The organism is Pseudomonas sp. RV120224-01b (genome assembly GCF_003208145.1).
GTDB lineage: Bacteria > Pseudomonadota > Gammaproteobacteria > Pseudomonadales > Pseudomonadaceae > Aquipseudomonas > Aquipseudomonas monteilii.
Window position 1 is genome coordinate 309811 of sequence record NZ_QKMQ01000003.1, and the last position, 23620, is coordinate 333430.

General features: G+C 63.3%; 22 protein-coding genes. 4 read left to right on the forward strand and 18 right to left on the reverse strand.

The features are described from left to right. The first annotated feature begins 17 nt into the window (after positions 1 to 17). Positions 18 to 1301 carry a Zn-dependent hydrolase gene (locus tag N436_RS07400; RefSeq protein ID WP_110740702.1) on the forward strand — a complete coding sequence of 428 codons (1284 nt, stop codon included), beginning with the start codon at positions 18 to 20 and terminating at the stop codon, positions 1299 to 1301. A 10-nt stretch (positions 1302 to 1311) separates the two neighbouring features. On the opposite strand, the gene N436_RS07405 is transcribed toward N436_RS07400, so the two are convergent. The 6 genes from N436_RS07405 to nhaB all read right to left on the reverse strand — a co-directional run bounded on the left by N436_RS07405 (position 1312) and on the right by nhaB (position 6251). Then, complete coding sequence (locus N436_RS07405; protein ID WP_110740703.1) at positions 1312 to 1839, reverse strand: AAA family ATPase; 528 nt, start codon at positions 1837 to 1839, stop codon at positions 1312 to 1314. A gap of 35 nt (positions 1840 to 1874) precedes the next feature. Next, positions 1875 to 2834 carry a ribonuclease Z gene (locus N436_RS07410; RefSeq protein ID WP_110740704.1) on the reverse strand — a complete coding sequence of 320 codons (960 nt, stop codon included), beginning with the start codon at positions 2832 to 2834 and terminating at the stop codon, positions 1875 to 1877. 16 nt (positions 2835 to 2850) lie between these two features. Further along, positions 2851 to 3297, reverse strand: coding sequence for an NUDIX hydrolase (locus tag N436_RS07415; protein ID WP_177410874.1), 447 nt, complete (start codon positions 3295 to 3297; stop codon positions 2851 to 2853). Positions 3298 to 3382: 85 nt separating this feature from the next. Beyond that, entirely contained in the window at positions 3383 to 3928 is a 546-nt protein-coding gene (locus tag N436_RS07420) for a lipocalin family protein (protein ID WP_110740706.1), read from the reverse strand. 78 nt (positions 3929 to 4006) lie between these two features. Then, positions 4007 to 4624: a dihydrofolate reductase family protein gene (locus N436_RS07425; RefSeq protein ID WP_110740707.1), complete on the reverse strand. Its 618-nt coding sequence runs from the start codon at positions 4622 to 4624 to the stop codon at positions 4007 to 4009. A gap of 124 nt (positions 4625 to 4748) precedes the next feature. Next, the gene (nhaB, locus tag N436_RS07430; protein ID WP_110740708.1) at positions 4749 to 6251 is read right to left on the reverse strand and encodes a sodium/proton antiporter NhaB; all 1503 of its coding nucleotides are present in this window, start codon (positions 6249 to 6251) and stop codon (positions 4749 to 4751) included. Positions 6252 to 6401: 150 nt separating this feature from the next. Between nhaB and N436_RS07435 the strand changes: the two genes are divergently transcribed. Beyond that, complete coding sequence (locus N436_RS07435) at positions 6402 to 7214, forward strand: crotonase/enoyl-CoA hydratase family protein (RefSeq protein ID WP_110740709.1); 813 nt, start codon at positions 6402 to 6404, stop codon at positions 7212 to 7214. Positions 7215 to 7250: 36 nt separating this feature from the next. After that, the gene (gene nudC / locus N436_RS07440; protein ID WP_105946606.1) at positions 7251 to 8081 is read left to right on the forward strand and encodes an NAD(+) diphosphatase; all 831 of its coding nucleotides are present in this window, start codon (positions 7251 to 7253) and stop codon (positions 8079 to 8081) included. Here the strand turns inward: nudC and N436_RS07445 are convergent. From N436_RS07445 to N436_RS07510, 11 genes are all read right to left on the reverse strand, one after another. Next, on the reverse strand, positions 8049 to 8828 hold the full coding sequence (locus N436_RS07445; protein WP_060497763.1) for a TSUP family transporter: 780 nt from the start codon (positions 8826 to 8828) through the stop codon (positions 8049 to 8051). The two genes, nudC and N436_RS07445, sit on opposite strands and share 33 nt — an antisense overlap. Before the next feature lie 202 nt (positions 8829 to 9030). After that, complete coding sequence (locus tag N436_RS07455) at positions 9031 to 9861, reverse strand: alpha/beta fold hydrolase (RefSeq protein WP_110740710.1); 831 nt, start codon at positions 9859 to 9861, stop codon at positions 9031 to 9033. A gap of 80 nt (positions 9862 to 9941) precedes the next feature. Further along, positions 9942 to 11231, reverse strand: coding sequence for an FAD-binding oxidoreductase (locus N436_RS07460; RefSeq protein WP_110740711.1), 1290 nt, complete (start codon positions 11229 to 11231; stop codon positions 9942 to 9944). Positions 11232 to 11466: 235 nt separating this feature from the next. Continuing rightward, positions 11467 to 13425 (reverse strand): DNA topoisomerase III, encoded by a 1959-nt coding sequence (locus tag N436_RS07470; RefSeq protein ID WP_110740787.1) that lies wholly within the window; start codon positions 13423 to 13425, stop codon positions 11467 to 11469. 229 nt (positions 13426 to 13654) lie between these two features. Then, positions 13655 to 14083: a GNAT family N-acetyltransferase gene (locus N436_RS07480; RefSeq protein WP_105946610.1), complete on the reverse strand. Its 429-nt coding sequence runs from the start codon at positions 14081 to 14083 to the stop codon at positions 13655 to 13657. Continuing rightward, positions 14076 to 15242 (reverse strand): cupin domain-containing protein, encoded by a 1167-nt coding sequence (locus N436_RS07485; protein ID WP_105946611.1) that lies wholly within the window; start codon positions 15240 to 15242, stop codon positions 14076 to 14078. The genes N436_RS07480 and N436_RS07485 overlap by 8 nt, the downstream gene beginning before the upstream one ends. A gap of 81 nt (positions 15243 to 15323) precedes the next feature. Beyond that, positions 15324 to 16694 carry an adenylosuccinate lyase gene (gene purB, locus N436_RS07490; protein ID WP_033693092.1) on the reverse strand — a complete coding sequence of 457 codons (1371 nt, stop codon included), beginning with the start codon at positions 16692 to 16694 and terminating at the stop codon, positions 15324 to 15326. Positions 16695 to 16797: 103 nt separating this feature from the next. Then, positions 16798 to 17424, reverse strand: a complete 627-nt coding sequence (hflD, locus tag N436_RS07495; RefSeq protein ID WP_016711506.1) for a high frequency lysogenization protein HflD — start codon at positions 17422 to 17424, stop codon at positions 16798 to 16800. Further along, positions 17421 to 18545 carry a tRNA 2-thiouridine(34) synthase MnmA gene (gene mnmA / locus N436_RS07500; protein ID WP_060497757.1) on the reverse strand — a complete coding sequence of 375 codons (1125 nt, stop codon included), beginning with the start codon at positions 18543 to 18545 and terminating at the stop codon, positions 17421 to 17423. Before mnmA ends, hflD begins: the two co-directional genes overlap by 4 nt. A gap of 59 nt (positions 18546 to 18604) precedes the next feature. Beyond that, positions 18605 to 19045: an NUDIX hydrolase gene (locus tag N436_RS07505; RefSeq protein WP_110740713.1), complete on the reverse strand. Its 441-nt coding sequence runs from the start codon at positions 19043 to 19045 to the stop codon at positions 18605 to 18607. Between the two features lie 202 nt (positions 19046 to 19247). Beyond that, entirely contained in the window at positions 19248 to 21473 is a 2226-nt protein-coding gene (locus tag N436_RS07510; RefSeq protein WP_110740714.1) for an NADP-dependent isocitrate dehydrogenase, read from the reverse strand. A gap of 414 nt (positions 21474 to 21887) precedes the next feature. Here N436_RS07510 and icd point away from each other — a divergent pair, with 414 nt between their 5' ends. Next, positions 21888 to 23144, forward strand: coding sequence for an NADP-dependent isocitrate dehydrogenase (gene icd / locus N436_RS07515; RefSeq protein ID WP_105946615.1), 1257 nt, complete (start codon positions 21888 to 21890; stop codon positions 23142 to 23144). A gap of 69 nt (positions 23145 to 23213) precedes the next feature. Here the strand turns inward: icd and cspD are convergent, their stop codons facing one another. Beyond that, the gene (cspD, locus tag N436_RS07520) at positions 23214 to 23474 is read right to left on the reverse strand and encodes a cold shock domain-containing protein CspD (RefSeq protein ID WP_105946616.1); all 261 of its coding nucleotides are present in this window, start codon (positions 23472 to 23474) and stop codon (positions 23214 to 23216) included. Positions 23475 to 23620 lie beyond the last annotated feature (146 nt).

Below are 23620 nucleotides of genomic sequence, written 5' to 3' on the forward strand. Positions count from 1 at the left end.
GCCTGAAGGAGAAACCTGTGAATCCAGTTCAAGACATCCTGAAGACCACCGCTCACCATGTCGACAGCAACCGTCTGTGGCAATCGCTGATGGACCTGGCCCGCCTCGGTGCCACCGTGAAAGGGGGCGTTTGCCGCCTGGCGCTGACCGACCTCGACCGCCAGGCCCGCGACCTGTTCGTGCAGTGGTGCGAGGCCGCCGGTTGCACGGTCAGCATCGACGCCGTCGGCAACATCTTTGCCCGCCGCCCCGGGCGTAACCCCAAGCTGCCTCCGGTGATGACCGGCAGCCACATCGACACCCAGCCTACGGGCGGCAAGTTCGATGGCTGCTTCGGGGTGATGGCCGGGCTGGAGGTGATCCGCACCCTCAACGACCTGTGTGTGGAAACCGAAGCACCGCTGGAAGTCGTGGTGTGGACCAACGAAGAAGGCTCACGTTTTGCGCCGTGCATGATGGGCTCGGGGGTGTTTGCCGGCAAGTTCACACTGGAAGAAACCCTGGCCAAGCGCGATGCCCAAGGCGTGAGCGTTGGGGAGGCCTTGAATGCCATCGGTTATGCGGGCCCTCGTGCAGTGCTGGGCCACCCGGTGGGGGCGTATTTCGAAGCGCATATCGAGCAGGGGCCCATCCTCGAAGATCAGGCCAAGACCATCGGCGTGGTGCTGGGTGCCCTGGGCCAGAAGTGGTTCGACCTGACACTGCGTGGTGTCGAGGCCTATGCCGGCCCGACGCCCATGCACCTGCGCAAGGATGCATTGGTCGGTGCCGCTGCGGTAGTGGAAGCGGTCAACCGCACCGCCCTCGGCCATCAGCCCCACGCCTGCGGCACCGTGGGATGCCTGCAGGCGTACCCCGGGTCGCGTAACGTGATCCCGGGTGAAGTGCGCATGACCCTGGACTTCCGCCACCTGGAGGGCGAGCAGCTGAATGCGATGATTGCCGAGGTGCGCGGGGTGATCGAGGCCACCTGTGCCAAGCATGGCCTGAGCCATGAACTGGTACCCACGGCGGACTTCCCGGCGCTGTACTTCGACAAGGGCTGTGTCGATGCGGTACGCGAGTCGGCCAAGGCATTTGGCCTGCCGCACATGGACATCGTCAGCGGTGCCGGGCATGACGCGATCTTCCTGGCCGAACTGGGGCCGGCGGGGATGATTTTCGTGCCATGCGAGAACGGCATCAGCCACAACGAGATCGAGAACGCCACGCCGGATGACCTGGCGGCAGGGTGTGCGGTGTTGCTGCGGGCGATGCTGGCGGCATCCGAGGCCATTGCCAGCGGGCGCTTGGCTGCGTAGTACCGTGACGTCAGGCGGGTAGCGGCTGCGCAAGGCCAGACAAAAACGCCGCTATCTGCTGCCCACCACGCAAATGCACCACCGGTACCTGCGGCCCGATGGCTTGGCGGTTCGCCTCGATCCCTGGCCGATAACCCCGGTCGAACGTCCACACAAACTTCAGGAAACCCAGAAACGCCCGATCCAGCCGCTCGGTACACCCTGCCGGCAAGTCTGGCCGTGGCTTGTTCAGCACACTGCGCAGGATCACCCGCTTCAGGCACGTCAGCCGTGGCGTATCCAGCCAGATGACCAGGTCGGCCCGTGGCAAGCGCAGGTCGAACGTGCGGCGGCTATAGTTGCCCTCGCACACCCACGCATCCCCGGCAACCGCATCGCGTACCCGGTTGCGGAAAGTCTCGGCATCCGGTTCTACCCAATCCGCCTCCCAGAACAAGGTGTCGAGGTGTACCACCGGCACGCCCAAACGGGCGCCTATCTGCCGGGCGAGGGTCGACTTACCACTGCCGGCGTTGCCCAGAATCACGATGCGTTGCATGGCCAAGTCCTTTTGGAAAAACCGGCAATGCTAATTCATTCGGCCCGCTCAAGACAGCCATCGCGACCAATGTGATAACGCTGCAGGTCCTGCGCCAGGGTCAGTTGCCCGTTGTAGTGGGCAAGGGCTTCGTCACGCACGTTATCGATATTCGGGCTGCGTCTGGGATCGCTCTGGTAGCGGGCGCTGAAATGCGTCAGCACCAGGTTGCGCACGCCTGCCGCTTCGGCAAAGCGCGCTACCGCTGCTGCGGTGCTGTGGCCGAAGGTGACCCCGGTGCGCTCGACCACTGCCTGGGTGAACGTGGCTTCGTGCACCAGCACATCAGCGCCTTTGGCGGCATCGGCCAGCAATTCGGGGTTGTCGTTGTCCCCGCACACGATCACCCGGCGCGGCGGGCGCGAAGGGCGCAAGTAGTCGTTACCGTCCAGCCACTGCCCGCTATGCTGCGTCTTCAGGCCTTTGGCCAGCTCGCCCCACAGTGGGCCGCGTGGAATGCCTTCGGCTTCCAGGCGCTGGATGTCCAGGCGCGGCTCGGGGTTGAGTTCGGTGAATACGAAAGCGACGCTCGGTACCCGGTGTGACAACTGCACGGTGGTCACTTGCAGGGTCTCGCTGCGCCATTCGGCCACGTCCTCCACGGCCAGCAGGCGCAGTTCGAAGGGCAGGAAGGTGTCGCTGGCCAACAGGCCCTGACGTACCCAGTCATGCAGTGCGGCGGGCAAAATCAGCTCCAGCGGCCGGGTGCGCCCGCTCATCCCGGCACTGGCCAGCAGGCCTGGCAGGCCAAAGCAATGGTCGCCGTGCACATGGGTGATGAAAATGGCACGCAAGTCACGGATCGACAGCGGTGTGTGCAGCAACTGATGCTGGGTACCTTCGCCACAGTCGACCAGGTACCAGTGGCTGCCACTGGCTTCGATCACGGCAGTGGCGCTGACGTTGCGCGCCTTGGTCGGCACCCCGGCAGAGGTGCCCAGGAACAGCAGGTCCATGCTCAGGGCTCCTGATTCAGTCCAGCAGCGACAGGTTGCGCAGCATCACCTGCAGCCCCTGTGGCACCAGTGGGCCGATGCGAGCGAAGTCGGCGCTGTTGCACCAGCGGGCGCGGAACGGGCTGTTGTCGGACTCGTGGCCGTCCAGCCAGTCTTGCTCGTACAGGCTGGCGTCATCGAAGCGCGCATCGTACACCTGCACAATCTCATGCCCCGGCTTGCCGGCATAGGTGAACAGGCTTTCGAGAGTGCCGAGCAGTCTTGCATCGCTGATCGGCTGGCCCAGTTCTTCATGGATTTCCCGGGTAATGGCATCCTGGGCCAATTCACCGAACTCGACGCCACCTCCCAAGGGGCGGCACAGCGTCTGGCCGGTGGCCGGGTCGTCAAACACGTTGACCAGGATCTTGCCCTGGTGATGGAACACGCACAGGGCCAGAAAACGGATACGGGGTACTTGCAGCGGTTTAGTGCTCAACGGGCTCGTTCCTTCGAGTCGATAAAGGGCGCACACCTTAGCCGGATTACCGCATGCCGTCGATGGTGAGCTAGTCTGCCTGCCGCCAGATAAGCTTGCTGGTGTCATAGCCTTGCTCCCGCGCGATGCTCAGCAGTTGCTCGCGTTGCTGGTCGGGGACCGCCGGCGTGCGCGACAGCAGCCACAGGTACTCACGGTTGGGGTGGCCGACCATCGCCACGCGGTAGTCCTTGTCGTGGTACAGCACCCAGTATTCGCCCTTGGTCAGGCCGGGGGCCAGCCGGCTGAACCAGTTGTCGAAGCGTACCCACAGCTTGTCGGTGCTGCCCGGTTGCTGGGCTTCGGCGACACCTTTGGCTTCATTCCACTGGCCGTCTTTCTCCTTGCATCGGTTGGTCACGTCGATGCGACCGTCGGGGCGCAGGCCGTAGTGCGCCTCGGACTGCACGCAGTTGCGCTGGAAGAACATCGGCAACCGCGCCAGTTCGTACCAGGTGCCTTGATAGCGTTGCAGGTCGACCTGCTGGGTACGCGGCGGCGCCGGGTGATCGTTGCCGGCGCAACCGAGCAGGGCCAGGGTGATGCAGGACAGCAGCAACGGGGTGCGTAGTGCCATGGCGAACCTCCTTGGAACGGATGGGGGCTTACCTGTGTTTCGATGCGGGCGCGGGGGAAAAGTTGTACGGGATTTGCCTTATTCGAACGAGCCGGTCTGCACCTGGCCTGCGCGCACGTAGCGGGCGATGACCACGCCCTTGGGCGACACCTGCGAGTGCTGCAAGGTGAAGGCTGCTGCGGCCGCGTCATCGCCGAACAGGCGTTTTCCGTGGCCCAGCAGCAGCGGGTGGATCAGCAGTTGCAGTTCATCGACCAGATCTGCCGCCAGCAGTTGCTGCACCAGTTCGGCGCTGCCCTGGGTCAGCAGGTCGGCACCGTCTTGCTGTTTGAGAGTGTGTACCGCCGCAGCGATGTCCGCGCCCAGGGCGTGGCTGTTGTGCCAGCCGAGGGTGCCTGGGTTATGGGTGGCCACTCGCTTGGGCACACGGTTGAACAGGTTGGCGATGGAGAAATCTTCCGAGTCGTCTTTTATCTTTGGCCAGTAGCCCGCGAAGATGTCATAGGTACGCCGGCCCAGCAGCAGCTCGAAGGGCTGGCTGAACAGCGCCTGCATGGCTTGGCCGAAGACTTCCTCGGCGTAGGGGACGATCCAGCCGCCGTAGGTGAAGCCACCGCTGGTGTCTTCTTGCGGGCCGCCGGGGGCTTGCATGACGCCGTCGAGGCTGATGAAGGCGGCTACGATGAGTTTGCGCATGGAGACTCTCCGGTTGGCAGCCGGGTGGCTGCTTTCATGGGTAGTCGAATGGCAAAAGACAAAATCGACAGCCTGTGCCGGCCCTTTCGCGGGCTGCCCGCGAAAGGGCCGGCACAGGCTCACATCACAACCAGTAGGTCACCGCCCACCACCCCAGCCCACCCATCACCACGGTATAGGGCAAGGCCATCCACACCATCCGCCCATACGACAGCCGGATCAACGGCGCAATCGCCGAGGTCAGCAGGAACAGGAACGCCGCCTGGCCATTCGGTGTCGCCACGCTGGGCAGGTTGGTACCGGTATTGATCGCCACCGCCAGCGTCTCGAAATGCTCACGGCTCATGCCGCCATTGAGAAACGCCTGCTTCACTTCGGTGATGTAGATGGTGGCAACGAACACGTTGTCGCTGATTGCCGACAGCAGGCCGTTGGCCAGGTACAGCATGCCCGGCTGTTGCTCGGCAGGCAGCGTCAGTACCCAGCTGATCAAGGGGCTGAACAGTTGCTGCTGGTGAATCACTGCCACCACGGCGAAGAACACCACCAACAAGGACGTGAACGGCATGGCGTCCTGGAAGGCACGGCCCAGGCGGTGCTCATCGGTGATGCCGGTAAAGGCCGTGATCAGCACAATCACCATCAGGCCGATCAGACCAACCTCGGCCACGTGCAGCCCCAGGCATACGATCAGGATCAGCGCAGCCAAACCTTGCACCCACAGCGCCAGGCGCTGGGCCTGGGTGCGGGCCGCGTCGTCTTCGGCCGCATAGGTGGCCAGCACCTGACGCACGGGTTCGGGCATCAGCGTGCCGTAGCCGAACAGGCGAAGCTTCTCCAGCAGCACGCAAGTGAGCAGGCCGGCACCCAGCACCGGCAGCGACACGGGCGCCACCTTGAAGAAGAAGTCGGCGAAGTGCCAGCCCATTTCATGGCCGATCAGCAGGTTTTGCGGCTCGCCCACCAGCGTGCAAACACCGCCCAGGGCAGTACCCACCGCGCCGTGCATCAGCAGGCTGCGCAGGAAGGCGCGGAACTGGTCGAGGTCTTCGCGGTGCAATTGTGCCACTTGCTGATCGCTATCGAGCGCGCTGTCTTCACGCGGGTTGGCCCCGGAGGCGACACGGTGGTAAACGGCGTAAAAACCCACCGCAGCGCTGATGATCACCGCCGTTACGGTCAGCGCATCGAGAAACGCCGAGAGGAATGCCGACAGCACGCAGAACAGCAACGACAGGACCGCCTTCGAGCGAACGCCCAGCAGGATGCGTGAGAACAGGAACAGCAGCAGCTCCTTCATGAAGTGGATACCGGCGACCATGAACATCAGCAGCAGAATCACCGGGAAGTTGTGCTGCAGTTCCTCGTACAGCGCCTGTGGCGTGGTCATCTGCAACAGCAGGGCTTCGATCAGCAGCAGGCCGCCCGGCATCAGCGGGTAGCACTTCAGCGCCATGCCCAGGGTAAAGATGAACTCAAGCACCAGCGCCCAGCCTGCGGCAACCGGGCCTATGGTTACCAGCAGCAGTGGGTTGAGCACCAGGAACAGGCAGATGACCGCCTTGTACCAAAGCGGCGACTGGCCCAGAAAACTGTGGGCGAGGGCGCCGGTCGGGGAGCGTGACATGTATTTGTATCCTTATAATTCGGCGATGGCGCACGGTGCCGGATCGGCGCGTCTTAGGCAAGGCGTGCAGTCCCGTTTTTGGCACAAGTGCGGTCATCGGGCTGGGTTACCATCCGAGCCATGAACCCTTCACCCGCAGGAGTGCCGCCCGTGACCGAGTACAGCGCATTCAAGGTCGAACTGACCGACAACATCGCCCACGTTCAGATCAACCGCCCGGAAAAGGTCAACGCGATGAACGCCGCCTTCTGGGAGGAGATCATCGACATCTTCCAGTGGATCGACGACACCGATGCGGTGCGCGCGGTGGTGATCAGCGGCGCCGGCAAGCATTTCTCCGCCGGTATCGACCTGATGATGCTGGCGTCGCTGGCCGGGCAGATGGGCAAGGATGTGGGCCGCAATGCGCGCTTCCTGCGCAAGACCATCCAGCGCCTGCAGGCTTCGTTCACTGCCGTGGACAATTGCCGCAAGCCGGTGCTGGCTGCCGTGCAAGGCTACTGCATCGGTGGTGCCATCGACCTCATCTCGGCCTGCGACATGCGCTACTGCAGCAACGATGCCCAGTTCTCGATCAAGGAAATCGACATGGGCATGGCCGCCGATGTCGGCACACTGCAACGTTTGCCACGTATCATCGGTGACGGCATGATGCGTGAGCTGGCCTACACCGGGCGCAACGTTGCGGTGGACGAAGCCCTGCGCATCGGCTTGGTCAACCGGGTCTATGATGATCAGGCTGCGCTACTCGACGGTGTCTTTGCCATCGCCCGCGAGATTGCCGCAAAATCGCCGATCGCCGTGGCCGGCACCAAGGAAATGCTCAGCTACATGCGCGACCATCGCATCGACGATGGCCTGGACTACATCGCCACCTGGAACGCCGCGATGCTGCAGTCCGAAGACTTGCGCGTGGCTGTGGCGGCGCACATGAGCAAACAGAAACCGACGTTCGCCGACTGATCGGGCCGGGGGACGCGCAGTAAAGGAACCCCCGACATGTCAGCACGCTGGACTACCGCAGTACTCGACCCGCAGATCACCGGGGGGCTGGCCGTGGCCCGCAGCCCGGAAGGGTTTTTGGTGGACGACAACGGCGCGCTGTTCCCCCGAGACTGGCTCAAGCGCCAGGACCTCGACGTGCTGTGCGAGCACGGCATCGGTCAGTTCGACGGCCAGCCCGTGTTCCTGCTGGAGCTGCGTAGCGCGACGGACGTGCCAGGTTGCAACTGGCGCGGCCTGCGCGCGTTCATGCTCGAAGGTGACTTCGACACCTACAAGGTGCTGGGTTATGCCGCGCAGATTGGTACCTGGGCCAGAGAGCACCGTTTCTGCGGCAGCTGCGGCCAGGCCATGACGCAAATTCGCTGGGAGCGCGCAATGTATTGCCAGCCGTGCGACCTGCGCAGCTACCCGCGTATTTCACCCAGCATGATCGTGCTGGTAACCCGTGGCGATGAAATCCTGCTGGCGCGCTCGCCACGCTTCGTCACCGGGGTGTACAGCACCTTGGCCGGTTTTGCAGAGCCGGGTGAGTCGGCCGAAGACTGCCTGGTACGCGAAGTGCGTGAAGAAGTGGCGGTGGAGGTACAGAACATTCAGTACGTCGGCAGCCAGTGCTGGCCGTTCCCGCATTCTATGATGCTCGGCTTCCATGCCAAATATGCCGGGGGCGAGATTGTGATGCAGCCGGACGAGATCGAGGATGCCAAGTGGTTCAGCGTCCACGACCTGCCGCCGCTGCCGGCCGGGCGCTCCATTGCCCGGTATCTGATCGATTTGTACGTTGCGCGTCGCTTAGGATTGGCCGAACCAGTGCTGCCACGCTAGGCGCACGGTCAACGCCAGCACCACGGTGATGAACACCGGGCGGATGAACTTGCTGCCGCCGCTGATTGCCGTGCGTGCGCCGAAGAAGGCACCCACCATTACCGACAGGCCCATGCACAGGCCGACGATGTAGTCCACCTGCCCGGAAATGATGAACACCGTCAGCGCCGCGATGTTGCTGACGAAGTTCATGCTGCGCGCCACGCCGCTGGCGCGGACCAGGTCGATGGGGTAGAGCAGCAGGGTACTGACGGTCCAGAAGGCCCCGGTACCCGGCCCGGCCACACCATCGTAGAAGCCCAAGGTGAAGCCTTGTGGCATCTGCCATTTCTTCTTGATCGGTGCATCGGCATCCAGCGGCGCCTTGGGCGTGCCACCGAACAGCAGGTAAATGCCACAGGCGAAGACGATGACCGGCAGCATCTTGTTGAGCCATTCGGCGGGCATGTAGTGGGCAACCACTGCGCCAATCGATGCCCCGACCAGGGTTGCAAACAGCGCCGGGCGCCATTGTGCCGGGTGGAACAGCTTGCGTTTGTAGTAGGTGAAGCCGGCAGTGGCCGAGCCGAAGGTGGAGCTGAGCTTGTTGGTGCCCAGTACCAGGTGCGGCGGCATGCCGGCGGTGAGCAGGGCAGGGGTGGTGAGCAGGCCGCCGCCACCGGCGATGGCATCGATGAAACCGGCGACGAAGGCGACCAGGGCCAGGATCAGTAGGGTGAGGGGTTCTACGGTGAGTTCGAAGGGCATGGGGTTTTGGCAGGCAGGGAGGCAAGGGCGCGACAAAGGGTCGCGTTAGAAGGGTGACATGGTAATCCTGAGGTGGGTGTGTTGCCAGTGCCGGCCTCTTCGCGGGCGCGCCCGCTCCCACAGGTCTAATGCACATTTCAATACCTGTGCAGTACCTGTGGGAGCGGGCATGCCCGCGAAAGGGCCGGTACAGGTGATCACATCAACTACGGATAAACGCCAGCAAATCCGCATTGATCACATCGGCATGGGTAGTCGGCATGCCATGCGGGTAGCCCTTGTAAGTCTTCAGTGTGCCATTGGGCAGCAGCTTCGCCGACAACAGCCCGGAATTCTCATACGGCACGATCTGGTCATCGTCCCCATGCATCACCAGCACCGGCTGCTGGATGCCCTTCAAATCCTCGGTGAAGTCCGTCTGGGAAAACGCCACGATGCCATCGTAATGGGCCTTGGCACTGCCGATCATGCCTTGGCGCCACCAGTTGCCGATGATGCCTTCGCTGGCTTCGACACCGGGGCGGTTGTAGCCATAGAACGGCCCGGCCGGCACATCCCGGTAGAACTGCGCCCGGTTACTGGCCACCTGGGCCTGAAACCCGTCAAACACCGACTTGGGCAGGCCGCCGGGGTTGGCGGCTGTTTGCACCATCAGTGGCGGTACGGCAGCGATAAGCACGGCCTTCGCTACCTTGTCTTCAGGGTGTCGCGCCATGTAACGCACCACCTCGCCACCCCCGGTCGAGTGGCCGACATGCACGGCGCCCTGAGTGCCCAGGTGGGTGACCACGGCTGCCACGTCGTCGGCATAGTGGTCCATGTCGTGGCCGTCCCACACCTGGCTGGAACGCCCATGGCCACGGCGGTCGTGGGCGACCACGCGGAAACCCTGGGCCAGGAAGAACAGCATCTGCGCGTCCCAGTCGTCGGCGCTGAGCGGCCAGCCGTGGTGGAAGTGGATGACCGGTGCGTCGCGTGGGCCCCAATCCTTGTAGAAAATCTGCACCCCGTCCTTCGTGGTTACATAGCTCATGGTCGTGTCTCCTGTGTGCAGGAACCGAAGGGAGCTTTTGAGAATAGGAGAGATTTCCGGGCAGCAAGTACCGGCCGTCTTCAGGCGCGGTCGCGCATTCTGTACCAGGCCTTGGCGGCCGCTTCCAGCGGTGCTGCCAGCAGGTCGCCGCCGGGGAAGCGGCCATTGTCGATGCCTTGGTACAGTGCCAGCAGGTCGTCGTCACCGAGAATTGCATCACTGACTGCCCGTGCCGCTGCCAGGGTTGGCAGCACGCCATGGCCGGAGAAACCTTGCAGCCAGTAGCGTTGGCCCTCGCGGCCGACGTCCGGGGTGCGCTGGATACTGCAGTCGATATGGCCGCCCCAGGCATAGTCGATGGCCACCCCGGCCAGTTGCGGGAAGACGCGCTCCAGGTAGGGCCGGGTGGCGCTGGCAACGTCCTTGGGGATGCCGCCCAGGTAGGTACAGCCGCCACCGAACAGCAGGCGGTGGTCCGGCGTAAGGCGGAAGTAGTCGGGTACGAACTGGTTGTCGATCACGCAGCTGTTGCGCGGTAGCAGCGAACGGGCGAAGTCGGCGTCCAGTGGTGCGGTGGCCACCTGGTAGGAGCCGACGGGTAACAGGCGGCGAGACAGGCTGCGGTCGAGGCGGTCGATGTAGGCGTTGCAGGCCAGCACCAACACATTGCAGCGCACTTCGCCCTTGTCGGTTCGGGCAACGTAGCCATCGCCTGCCTGCTGGTAGCCGAGTACCTGGCTTTGTTCGTAGATATGGCCGCCAGCGGCTTCGATGGTGCTGGCCAGGCCTTGTGCCAGCTTCAGCGGGTTGAGGTGGGCGCCTTTGGCGTCATACAGCGCGGCCTGATAGCGCGGGCTGTCGATCCATTGCGGCAGCTCTTCACGGCCGATCAGGCGCAGGGCGTCGTAGCCCCATTTGTGTTCAGCCTCGTGCAGGGCTTCTTCAAGCAGTTTCACCCGGCGCGGTAGCACGGCGGTCCATAGGCTGCCCAGCCGGTAATCGACATCGAAGCCGTGGCGCTGGGGGAGGTCGCGCATTTCGTCAGCGGCCCAGCACATGCTGGCCCACAGCCGTTGGGTGCGTTCGATGCCCAAGGCCTTTTCCAGCGGCGGCATATCGCACGACCAGCCCAGTAGCGCCTGGCCGCCGTTGCGCCCGGAGGCGGCCCAGGCCACGCGGCTTGCTTCCAGCAGCGTCACGCGCTTGCCCGCCTGGGTAAGGCGCAGGGCGGTGTGCAGGCCGCTGAAACCGGCGCCGATGATCAGCACATCGGTGTCGTGGCTGCCTTGTAGCGTTGGGCGTAGGGGGATGTTGGCGGGGTAGGTCTGGGCGTAGTAGCTGGCGACGTGCTGGGCGGACTGTTTGAACATGCAAAGACCTCGTGAAAATTATTGTGATTATTTTCATGAAAACTTAGCAGGTAAAATTCACGGTGCCAATGTGTCGGGCGGGTTTTAGGGTTTTCCTGTTATTAATGTGCTGCTTGAGCTGGCCCTATCGCCGGCAAGCCAGCTCCCACAAGTACCCCGCTGGTTTCAGAGCCTGTGCACGACTTGTGGGAGCTGGCTTGCCGGCGATAGGGCCAGTAATGACAGTGCATAAGCTTCAGGTTGAAGCCTTTCTCCGAGGCTGACGCGGCTTGCTGGCGGCCGACTTGCTGCCAGCCGTTTTGCTTTTCCCGCCACTGCGCCGCTTCTTCTTCCAAGGCGGTGCCGCCCCGGCAGCCGGCCCGGTGATGGTCATGCGCATGCCGCTGCAGCGCTCGACCAGCTTGCCCATCCACGCCGACTGCCGCGAAACGAACTCTTCCAGGCTCATTTCGCCACTTTGCACCATGTCCAGCGCCTGCTCCCAGATTGCCGTTGTGCCAGGGTCGGCAATGGCTTTCGGCACCGCATCGATCAGGCTGAACGCCGCCGGTGTGGCCGACAGCGCCTTGCCGTTCTTCACCAGGTAGCCGCGGTCGAGCAGGCCCTGGATGATGCTGGCGCGGGTGGCTTCGGTGCCGATGCCGGTGGTTTCCTTCAGCTTCTGTTTCAACCGTGGGTCGTCCACCAGCTTGGCCACGTTTTTCATGGCCTTGATCAGGTCGCCTTCGGTGAACGGCTTGGGGGGTTGAGTCCACAGGTCTTTCAGTTGCAGACCTTGTACGTTGCAGTCCTGGCCTTCGCGCAGCGCTGGCAGCACCTGGGCGGGTGGCGCCTCGCGGCCCTTGGCCGGGGTCAAAGCCTCAGGCAGGGCGCGGCGCCAGCCCGGCTCGACAATCTGCTTGCCCACCGCACGCAGGGCATGGCCGGCACAGTCGAAGTCGGCCTGGGTGCGGTCGTACTCATGGTTGGGCAGGAACTGCGCCAGGTAGCGGGCGCGGATCAGGGTATACACCGCCTTGTGCTTGGCCGGCAGGCGCGACGGGTCACTGGCGGCGGCGGTGGGGATGATGCCGTGGTGGGCGCTGACCTTGGCATCGTTCCATGCCCGCGAGCGGCGTTGCGGCTCCAGGTAGGGCTGTAGAGGCGCCAGGCTGGCATCGGCCCGTTGCAAGGCAGCGAGGATGGCCGGCGCTTCGGCGTGCTGGCTTTGCGGCAGGTAGCCGCAGTCGCTGCGCGGGTAGGTGATCAGCTTGTGGGTTTCGTACAGGGCCTGGGCGATGTCGAGGGTTTCCTGGGCGCCGAGGCCGAACTTTTTCGAGCACAGCTCCTGCAGGGTGCCGAGGTCGAAGGGGAGTGGTGCGGCTTCACGCACGCGCTCGGTGGCAACCTTGACGGCGCGGGCCGTGCCGGCATTGCCGATGTCGGTGGCCGCTTGTTGTGCCAAGGCTTGCTTCAGGCAGCGGCCTTGGTCGTCGCAGGCGTCCTCGGGGGCGCGCCATTGGGCATTGAAGTGTTGGCCGGCGTGTTCCAGTTGCACATCGATGGCCCAGAACGGCACGGGCACGAAGTCGGCGATGCTGCGGTCGCGGTCGACCACCAGGCGCAAGGTGGGCGTTTGCACCCGGCCCACCGGCAACACGCCCTGGTAGCCGGATTGGCGGCCCAGCAGGGTGAACAGCCGGCTCATGTTCATGCCGATCAGCCAGTCGGCGCGCGAGCGGCCCAGTGCCGAGTGGTACAGGTTGAAGGTTTCGTGGCCGGGCAGCAGGCGGGCCAAGGCCTTGCGGATGGACGCGTCGTCCAGTGCCGACAGCCACAGGCGTTGCACCGGGCCGCGATAGCGGCAATGTTCGACCAGTTCGCGGGCGATCATTTCGCCTTCGCGGTCGGCGTCGGTGGCGATCACCAGTTCCCGCGCTTCGCCAAGCAGGCGTTTGACCGCCTTGAACTGGCTGGCGGTCTTGGGCTTGACCAGCATCTTCCACTTGTCCGGGATGATCGGCAGGTCGGCCAGGTTCCAGCGCTTGTAGCGTTCGTCGTAGCTGTCGGGCGGGGCGGTTTCCAGCAGGTGGCCGATGCACCAGGTGACGCAGACGTCGGTGCCTTGCCAGCAGCCGTCGCCCTTGCGGTTGGCGCCGAGCACTTTGGCGATGTCTTTTGCCTGGGAGGGTTTTTCGCAGAGGAACAGGCGCATGGCCGGGAACGCTTCATCGGGGATGATGGGCACTAGGATGCGCAAGCGGGGGCGCGGAGGCAAGTTTTATCTGGATGGATGTACAGGTTTTTGTCAATGAGCGTGTCATTGACCTGTGCCGGCCTCTTCGCGGGCAAGCCCGCTCCCACAGGGATCGCACAGCATTTGAAATCTGTGCAGCTCCTGTGGGAGCGGGCTCGCCCGCGAAAGGGCCGGTGCAGGTTATGGATCAGACGCGCGAGTCGCGCACCATGTCCACGTGCGGGATACCGGCTTCGAGGAATTCCTCGCTGACTACGCGAAAGCCCAGGCGCTCGTAGAACGGCGTGGCATGCACCTGAGCGCTGAGCATCTGCTGCTTCAGGTCGCGGTTCTGCGCTTCGACGATGACTGCGTTCATCAGCGCGTCACCCACTTTCAAGCCGCGCCAGTCCTTCAGCACCGATACCCGGCCGATAGTCCCGTCTGGCAGCAGGCGGGCAGTGCCGATCGGGTAGTCGCCTTCCAGGGCCAGGAAGTGTGCCGCGGTCGGGTCATCCGAGTCCCACTCCAGCTCCGGCGGTACATGCTGTTCGGCAATGAACACCGCCTCACGGATACGGCGAATGTCGGCGTTGTCTTTGTGCCAGTCGGCGAGGCGAACGCTGATCTTATTCATTGGCGAATCCCAGGCTTCCTTGTTTGACCAGCTGCTGTACCAGCATAAGGCCATCTTCGTCTTGCAGCCAGTCTGCCAGGTTGTCGATATGCAGGGCATCGGCCGCGCACACCAGCTTCAGCAGCTCGCGCAGTTTGCCCGGCAGCGGGCAGCTGCGGCCGCTGGCGAACAGCAGCAGGTCGTCTTCGAATTCGGACCAGGCCAGGCGTGCGCTTGGGTTGCGGATCAGGATGGCGCCTTGTTCCAGGGCATCGATCAGCTCTTCTTCGCTCAGCTCTTCGCCAACGATCTGCTCGGGGTAACGCGGCTCGGTCATGAACTGACCGAACCAGGTCAGCAGCAGGTCCTTGTCGTTCATGTGCTTGTCGAGCAGCGCCTTGAGGCGGTCGAGGGCGTCGTGCTGGATCTGGTGCGGGTCGCTGGCCGGCTGGGCGTCGGCATCGCTGTAGCGCTCTTCGTCAGGCAGGAACTGGCCCAGGAAGTCGGTGAAGTGGGTCAGCACTTCGGCGGCGCTTGGGGCGCGGAAGCCGACCGAGTAGGTCAGGCAGTCGTCCACGGCCACGCCGTAGTGGGCAAGGCGCGGAGGCAGGTAGAGCATGTCGCCCGGCTCCAGGGTCCACTCGTCGCTCTGTTCGAAGTCAGCGAGGATGCGCAGGTCGGCGTGGTCGATCAGCGGGCTGTCGCTGTTGCACATCTGGCCGACTTTCCAGTTGCGCTTGCCGTCGCCTTGCAGCAGGAACACGTCGTAGTTGTCGAAGTGCGGGCCAACGCTGCCACCCGGGGCGGCGAAGCTGATCATCACGTCATCGATACGCCAGCTGGGCAGGAAGCGGAAGTTTTCCAGCAGTTCGGCCACTTCCGGGACAAACTGGTCCACGGCTTGTACCAGCAGGGTCCAGTCTTTTTCTGGCAGCTCGGCGAAGGTGTCTTCGTTGAACGGGCCGCGGCGCAGCTCCCACGGGTGGGCGCCGTGCTCCAGCACGATACGCGACTCGACTTCGTCTTCCAGGGCCAGGCCGGCCAGTTCGTCGGGGTCGATGGGGCTGATGAAGTCCGGGAAGGCCTGGCGCACCAGCAGCGGCTTCTTCTGCCAGTAGTCGCGCATGAATTCGCGGGCCGAGATGCCGCCGAGCAGCTGCAGTGGAGTATCAGGATTCATGTTCAACCTATTGAAAAAACGTAATTTTCGTACGGGAATAAAAACGCCCGGCCAGGCCGGGCGTTGTACGCGACGGTCAGCTTAGATGCGTTTGGCCTGCGCTGCCGCGTTACCGATGTAGGTAGCGGGGGTCAGCAGCTTGAGCTCGGCCTTGGCGTCGGCTGGCATGTCCAGGCCGTCGATGAAGGTCAGCAGCGCGTCCGGGGTGATGCCCTTGCCACGGGTCAGCTCTTTGAGCTTCTCGTAGGGGTTCTCGATGTTGAAGCGGCGCATCACGGTCTGGATCGGCTCGGCCAGCACTTCCCAGCAGGCGTCCAGGTCGGCGGCGATGCGGGCTTCGTTCACTTCCAGCTTGCCGATGCCTTTCAGGCTGGCTTCGTAGGCGATGACGCTGTGGGCAAAGCCCACGCCCAGGTTACGCAGCACGGTGGAGTCGGTCAGGTCACGCTGCCAGCGCGAGATCGGCAGCTTGCTGGCCAGGTGCTGGAACAGCGCGTTGGCGATACCCAGGTTGCCTTCGGAGTTTTCGAAGTCGATCGGGTTGACCTTGTGCGGCATGGTCGACGAGCCGATTTCGCCAGCGACAGTCTTCTGCTTGAAGTAGCCCAGCGAGATGTAGCCCCACACATCGCGGTCGAAGTCGATCAGGATGGTGTTGAAGCGGGCAATGGCGTCGAACAGCTCGGCGATGTAGTCGTGCGGCTCGATCTGGGTGGTGTACGGGTTGAACTGCAGGCCCAGCTCGTCTTCGATGAAGGCGCGGGCGTTCTGCTCCCAGTCGATCTGCGAGTAGGCCGACAGGTGGGCGTTGTAGTTGCCCACGGCGCCGTTGATCTTGCCCAGCAGCGGCACGGCGGCAACCTGGGCGATCTGGCGCTCCAGGCGGTACACGACGTTGGCCAGTTCTTTGCCCAGGGTAGTCGGCGAGGCTGGCTGGCCGTGGGTGCGCGACAGCATCGGCACGTCGGCGTGGGCGTGGGCCAGGGCACGGATGGCGTCGGCGATCTGGCGCATCAGCGGCAGCAGCACGTCGTCACGGCCGGCGCGCAGCATCAGGGCGTGGGACAGGTTGTTGATGTCCTCGCTGGTGCAGGCGAAGTGGATGAATTCGCTGACCTTGGCCAGCTCAGGCAGCTTGGCGGCCTGCTCCTTGAGGAGGTATTCGATCGCCTTGACGTCGTGGTTGGTGGTGCGCTCGATTTCCTTGACGCGCTCGGCGTGCTCAAGCTTGAAATCGGTGGCCAGGCTGTCCAGCAGGGCGTTGGCTTCGGCGGAGAACGCCGGTACTTCGCCGATCTGCGGGTGGGCGGCCAGGCGCTGCAGCCAGCGCACTTCGACCAGGGCGCGGAAACGGATCAGGCCGAATTCGCTGAAAATGGGGCGCAAGGCCTGGGTTTTGCCGGCATAACGGCCGTCTACAGGGGAAACCGCAGTGAGCGAAGAAAGCTGCATGGGGTGTTCTCGGACAGTCAGGCTTTTGGAAGGGCGCATATCATACATGAAAATTGCGCCCGAGTCGGGTGGCTGACCAAAGGTCGGGCCTATAAAAGCGTCTTCAGGAAGGCGAACGCATCATGTCGTACAGTTCGTTCAGCAGCTTGCGCCGGCTGAACACCAGCTGCCAGCGGTGCCCGCCCAGCTGGCGCCACAGGCGCGCGGCGCGGATACCGGCCAGCAGCAGGGCACGGATCTTGGAAGCGTTGCTGGCCTGCTGCAGGAAACGCATGTCGCCATGCACCTGGATGCGCTGGCGCAAGGTGCTGAGCGTGTCCTGATACAAGGCTCCGCTGGAAGCGATGACGTTTTCATGAACCAGGCCGAAATGCTCGGCCTGGGACTGGATTTGCGGCAAGCGGTTGCCGATGGTGTCGAGCAGGTCGCCACGCTTGTTCAGCTGGCGCTCCAGGCCCAGCATCGACAGGGCATAGCGCAGCGGCTCGCGCTGCAGGCTGCTGGGGTCGCGCTCCAGGGCGCCTGCCAGTGCACGGTAGCCGTCGCGCAGGTTCAGGTCGTCGCCACCGAACACCTCCAGGGTGTCCTTGGGGTCGCGGACCAGCAGGCTGCCGAGCATGCAGCCAATGTTGGCCTCACTGGCCTGGCCGGTGCGGGCGATACGGTCAACCAGCACGGCGGCCTGGAATACACCGCCCAGGGCAATCAATTGCTCCTGCAGGTTGCTCATGCGCGCGGGCTCCACGGCTCGGCGGCTTCGATCACGCCGCCGCCCAGGCACACTTCGCCGTCGTAGAACACCACCGACTGGCCCGGGGTGACGGCGCGCTGCGGCTCGTCGAACACGGCGCGGTAGCCGGTTTCGGTCAGCTCAAGGGTACATTGCTGGTCGCTCTGGCGGTAACGCACCTTGGCAGTCAGCTGGCGTGGGCGGCTGAGGTCGATCGGGTTGACCCAGAAGATTTCCGATGCGAGCAGGGCGCGGGAGAACAGCCATGGGTGTTCGTTGCCCTGGCCGACCACCAGCACGTTGCGGGTCAGGTCCTTGTGCAGCACGTACCACGGCTCGTCACCGGCATCTTTCAGGCCACCAATCCCCAGGCCCTGGCGCTGGCCGATGGTGTGGTACATCAGGCCATGGTGGCGGCCGATCACTTCACCTTCGGTGGTTTCGATGTCGCCTGGCTGGGCTGGCAGGTACTGCTTGAGGAAGTCGCTGAAACGGCGCTCGCCAATGAAGCAGATGCCGGTGGAGTCCTTTTTCTTGGCGGTGGCCAGGCCGTGCTTTTCGGCGATGGCGCGCACCTCGGGCTTTTCCAGCTCGCCGACCGGGAACAGGGTGCGGGCGATTTCCTTGCCGCCGACGGCGTGCAGGAAGTAGCTCTGGTCCTTGTTCGGGTCCAGGCCCTTGAGCAGTTCGGTGAGCTCACCGGTGTCGCGGCGGCGTACGTAGTGGCCGGTTGCGATCAGGTCGGCACCCAGCGACAGGGCGTAGTCGAGAAACGCCTTGAACTTGATTTCGCGGTTGCAGAGGATGTCCGGGTTGGGCGTGCGGCCAGCCTTGTATTCTTCAAGGAAGTGTTCGAACACGTTGTCCCAGTATTCGGCGGCGAAGTTGGCGGTGTGCAGCTTGATGCCGATGCGGTCGCACACGGCCTGGGCGTCGGCCAGGTCTTCGCGGGCGGTGCAGTATTCGGTGCCGTCGTCTTCTTCCCAGTTCTTCATGAACAGCCCTTCCACCTGGTAGCCCTGCTCCATGAGCAGAAGGGCGGAGACGGAAGAGTCCACGCCGCCGGACATGCCGACGATGACGCGGGTCTTGGCGGGGTCTTTGAGTGCTGGGCTGGTCATGGGTACCGGTGTGTATCAGAGGGGAAAAACGCCGATTCTATCAAACCCGCGACGTTGCGTCAGTCGCGTAGCAGTTCGAGGCTGTGCAAGGGGCCTTTGAGGTAGTCGTCGAGGCAGCGCGGCACCAGCTCGCTGCGCCAGCGGGTGGGGTCGGCCAGCAGCTCGTCGCGGGTCAGCCACACGGCGCGGACGATGTCGCTGTCCAGGGCCAGGTCGGCGTGGTGGCGTACGGGGCGGGCGGCGAAGCAGATGCGCTGGTAGGTCACGCCGTTGCTGGGGGCGGTGTAGAGGTAGATGCCGACCACGCCGGTGAGCTCCACTTCCCAGGCGGTTTCTTCCAGGGTTTCGCGCAGGGCGGCCTGGGGCAGGGTCTCGTTGGGTTCGAGGTGGCCGGCGGGTTGGTTGAAGACGTGCTGGTTGGCTTTGAACTCTTCGACGAAGAGGAACTTGCCTTCGTGCTCGACGATGGTGGCGACGGTGATGTGGGGTTGCCAGGTCATTGGTAAGTCCTTGTAGATTGCCGGGACCGCTGTGCGGTCCATCGCCGGCAAGCCAGCTCCCACAGGTACGGTGCAAGGCCTAAGGCATTCACAATACCTGTGGGAGCTGGCTTGCCGGCGATGGGCTGCACAGCAGCCCCAATCCCAGAAAGCACAAACCCCGGTGCGTGGCCGGGGTTTGGGCTGTTACTTCAAGCGAACCTTACAGTGCGGCAATGGCGCTGTTCAGGGTCTGGCTTGGGCGCATCACCTTGGCGGTCAGCTCGGCATCCGGGGCGTAGTAGCCACCGATGTCGGCTGGCTTGCCCTGAACGGCGTTGAGCTCGGCGACGATAGTCTCCTCGTTCTCGGTCAGGGTTTTTGCCAGCGGGGCGAAGCGGGCCTGCAGGGCAGCGTCGTCAGCCTGGGCAGCCAGGGCCTGGGCCCAGTACAGGGTCAGGTAGAAGTGGCTGCCGCGGTTGTCGATACCACCGACTTTGCGCGAAGGCGACTTGTTGGTGTCGAGGAACTTGCCGGTAGCCTGGTCCAGGGTGTTGGCCAGAACCTTGGCACGCGGGTTGTCGTAGGTGTTGCCCAGGTGCTCCAGGGAAGCGGCCAGGGCCAGGAATTCACCCAGCGAGTCCCAACGCAGGAAGTTCTCTTCAACCAGCTGCTGCACGTGCTTCGGAGCCGAACCGCCGGCGCCGGTTTCGAACAGGCCACCGCCGTTCATCAGCGGCACGATCGACAGCATCTTGGCGCTGGTGCCCAGCTCCATGATCGGGAACAGGTCGGTCAGGTAGTCGCGCAGCACGTTGCCGGTCACCGAGATGGTGTCCTTGCCTTCGCGGATGCGGGCCAGGGAGAACTTGATGGCGTCGACCGGGGCCAGAACGCGGATGTCCAGGCCGGTGGTGTCGTGATCCTTCAGGTACTTTTGTACCTTCTCGATCATCACGCCGTCGTGGGCGCGGGCCGGGTCCAGCCAGAACACCGCAGGGGTGTTGCTCAGGCGGGCACGGTTGACGGCCAGCTTGACCCAGTCCTGGATCGGCGCGTCTTTGGTCTGGCACATGCGGAAGATGTCACCGGCTTCGACGTTCTGCTCCAGCACGACGTTGCCCTTGCCATCGACCACACGGACCACGCCGTCGGCCTTGATCTGGAAGGTCTTGTCGTGGGAACCGTACTCTTCGGCCTTTTGTGCCATCAGGCCAACGTTCGGCACGCTGCCCATGGTGGTTGGGTCGAAGGCGCCGTTTTTCTTGCAGTCTTCGATGGTGGCCTGGTAGATGCCAGCGTAGCAACGGTCCGGGATCACGGCCTTGGCGTCTTGCAGTTCGCCAGCGGTGTTCCACATCTTGCCCGAGTCACGGATCATGGCCGGCATCGAGGCGTCGACAATGACGTCGCTCGGTACGTGCAAGTTGGTGATGCCTTTGTCGGAGTTGACCATGGCCAGGGCTGGGCGCTCGGCGTACAGGGCCTGGATGTCGGCTTCGATTTCGGCCTGCTTGTCGGCTGGCAGGTCCTTGATGCGGGCGTACAGGTCGCCGATGCCGTTGTTGGCGTTGAAGCCTACTTCAGCCAGTGCGGCGGCGTGCTTGGCCAGCACGTCGTTGTAGAACTCTTCGACGATGACGCCGAACATGATCGGGTCGGAAACCTTCATCATGGTGGCTTTCAGGTGCACCGACAGCAGCACGCCGGAGGCCTTGGCATCGGCGATCTGCTCGGCGATGAAGGCTTTCAGGGCCTTGCGGCTCATGGTGGCGCAGTCGATCACTTCAGCAGCTTTGACGGCGGTCTTTTCTTTCAGCACGGTGGTGCTGCCGTCTTTGGCAACCAGCTCGATGCGCAGGCTGTCGTCAGCTTCGATCAGGGCAGCTTTTTCGCTGCCGTAGAAGTCGCCCTGGGTCATGTGGGCAACGTGCGACTGGGAGTCGGCGGCCCAGGCGCCCATTTTGTGCGGGTGCTTGCGAGCGTAGTTCTTCACCGACAGCGGCGCGCGGCGGTCGGAGTTGCCTTCGCGCAGTACCGGGTTCACGGCGGAACCCTTGATGCGGTCGTAGCGGGCGCGGGACTCTTTTTCTTCCGCGGTGGCCGGCTCGTCGGCGTAGTCAGGGATGTTGAAGCCCTTACCTTGCAGTTCCTTGATCGCGGCTTTGAGCTGCGGTACCGAGGCGCTGATGTTCGGCAGCTTGATGATGTTGGCTTCAGGGGTGGTAGCCAGCTGGCCCAGTTCCGCCAGGTGATCGCCTACTTGCTTCTCTGCGCCCAGTTGCTCCGGGAAGGCGGCAAGGATACGGCCGGCCAGGGAGATGTCGCGGGTTTCGACGGCGATGTCAGCCGAAGCGGTGAAGGCTTCGATGATCGGCAGCAGCGAGTAAGTGGCGAGGGCGGGGGCTTCGTCGGTGAAGGTATAGATGATCTTGGAACGGGTGGGCATGCGGGTTAACTCTCTGTGTGCTGAGCGTGCTCGAGTCTCGTGGTGCGCAGGGTAGGCGCATCGCCCTGGCAACGCCATGAGCGGAAAGTCGAGAGGCTGCGAGCGGTGATGGTGGATGCATCAGTCGAGCGTCAAGTGCTGAACTGCGGTAACAGCCCAGGCTTTACGGCCATTCATGGCCTAGGGCGGTCCGCATTTTCCTGGGATTCGCCCCGATGACCCTTCGGTCGCGGCGGAGTATACCAAACCATTCGGGCTAATCAGCAAGGCCAAGTGATATCGGCCCATTTATAAGACCAAAGACTAAGCGGCAATGTGGCGGGTTGTCGCATGCCTTGCAGGTCGGCAGATGTGGTTTAGGCTCATTGCATCGCATGATGTCCAAACCACACCCGACAGCGGAGTAGTGCAAGCATGGGATACCAGAAAATCAAGGTTCCGACCGACGGCACCAAGATCACCGTCAATGCAGACCATTCGCTTAACGTGCCTGACCACCCGATCATTCCTTACATTGAGGGTGACGGGATCGGCGTCGATGTTTCGCCTGTGATGATCAAGGTGGTCGATGCCGCCGTGCAGAAGGCCTACGGCGGCAAGCGCAAGATTGCCTGGATGGAGGTGTACGCCGGCGAGAAGGCCACCCAGGTGTACGACCAGGACACCTGGCTGCCTCAGGAAACCCTCGACGCCGTGCGTGATTACGTGGTGTCGATCAAGGGCCCGTTGACCACCCCGGTGGGTGGCGGCATCCGCTCGCTCAACGTGGCCCTGCGCCAGCAACTGGACCTGTATGTGTGCCTGCGGCCGGTGCTGTGGTTCCAGGGTGTACCGAGCCCGGTGAAAAAGCCTGGCGACGTCGACATGGTGATCTTCCGTGAGAACTCCGAGGACATCTATGCCGGCATCGAGTGGAAGGCCGGCTCGCCCGAGGCCAACAAGGTGATCAAGTTCCTCAAGGAGGAAATGGGCGTCACCAAGATCCGCTTCGACCAGGACTGCGGCATTGGCGTGAAGCCGGTCTCGAAAGAAGGCACCAAGCGCCTGGTGCGCAAGGCGCTGCAATACGTGGTGGACAATGACCGCGAGTCGCTGACCCTGGTACACAAAGGCAACATCATGAAGTTCACCGAAGGTGCCTTCAAAGACTGGGGGTACGAAGTGGCCCGGGATGAGTTTGGTGCCGAACTGCTCGATGGCGGCCCGTGGATGAAGTTCAAGAACCCCAAGACCGGCCGCGAGGTGATTGTCAAAGACGCCATCGCCGACGCCATGTTGCAGCAAATTCTGCTGCGCCCGGCCGAGTACGACGTGATCGCCACCCTCAACCTCAACGGTGACTACCTGTCCGACGCCCTGGCGGCGGAGGTGGGCGGTATCGGCATCGCACCGGGCGCCAACCTGTCCGACACCGTGGCCATGTTCGAGGCCACCCATGGCACCGCGCCCAAGTATGCGGGGCAAGACAAGGTCAACCCGGGGTCGGTCATTCTCTCGGCGGAGATGATGCTGCGGCACATGGGTTGGACCGAGGCGGCCGACCTGATCATCAAGGGCACCAATGGCGCGATTGCGGCCAAGACCGTGACCTACGACTTCGAGCGGCTGATGGACGGCGCCACGCTGGTCGGCAGTTCAGGTTTTGGTGATGCAATGATCAAGCATATGTAAGGCAAGAGAAAACCGGTCGCCTGGGTAAAGGGGCGACCGGTTTTTTCGTATTACGACACGGGGCGGCGATCAGGCGCGCACGGTTTCGCTCGCGGTCTGGCCTTGGGCCTTGGCAGCCGCAGCGGCAGCGGCGTCCATTATCTTGACCGCGTGCAGGCCTTTGGGGCCCTGGATGATTTCGAATTCCACGGCCTGGCCCGCCTTCAGTGTCTTGTATCCGTCCATCTGGATGGCCGAGTAATGAGCGAAAAGGTCATCGGATTTACCTTCCTCGTTGATGAATCCGTAGCCCTTGGCATTGTTGAACCACTTGACTTTACCGCTTGCCATCCCTATGTCCCTCTGCAAAGGACTCCATCACTGGAGTATCATCCACTTCATCCGCATACGAACCATGCGAAAAATCTGGTTGACTGCGCGGATCTTTATCGACCACGGTGGGTTCTTATTGGTTGTAACACCGTTTTGCCGATAGT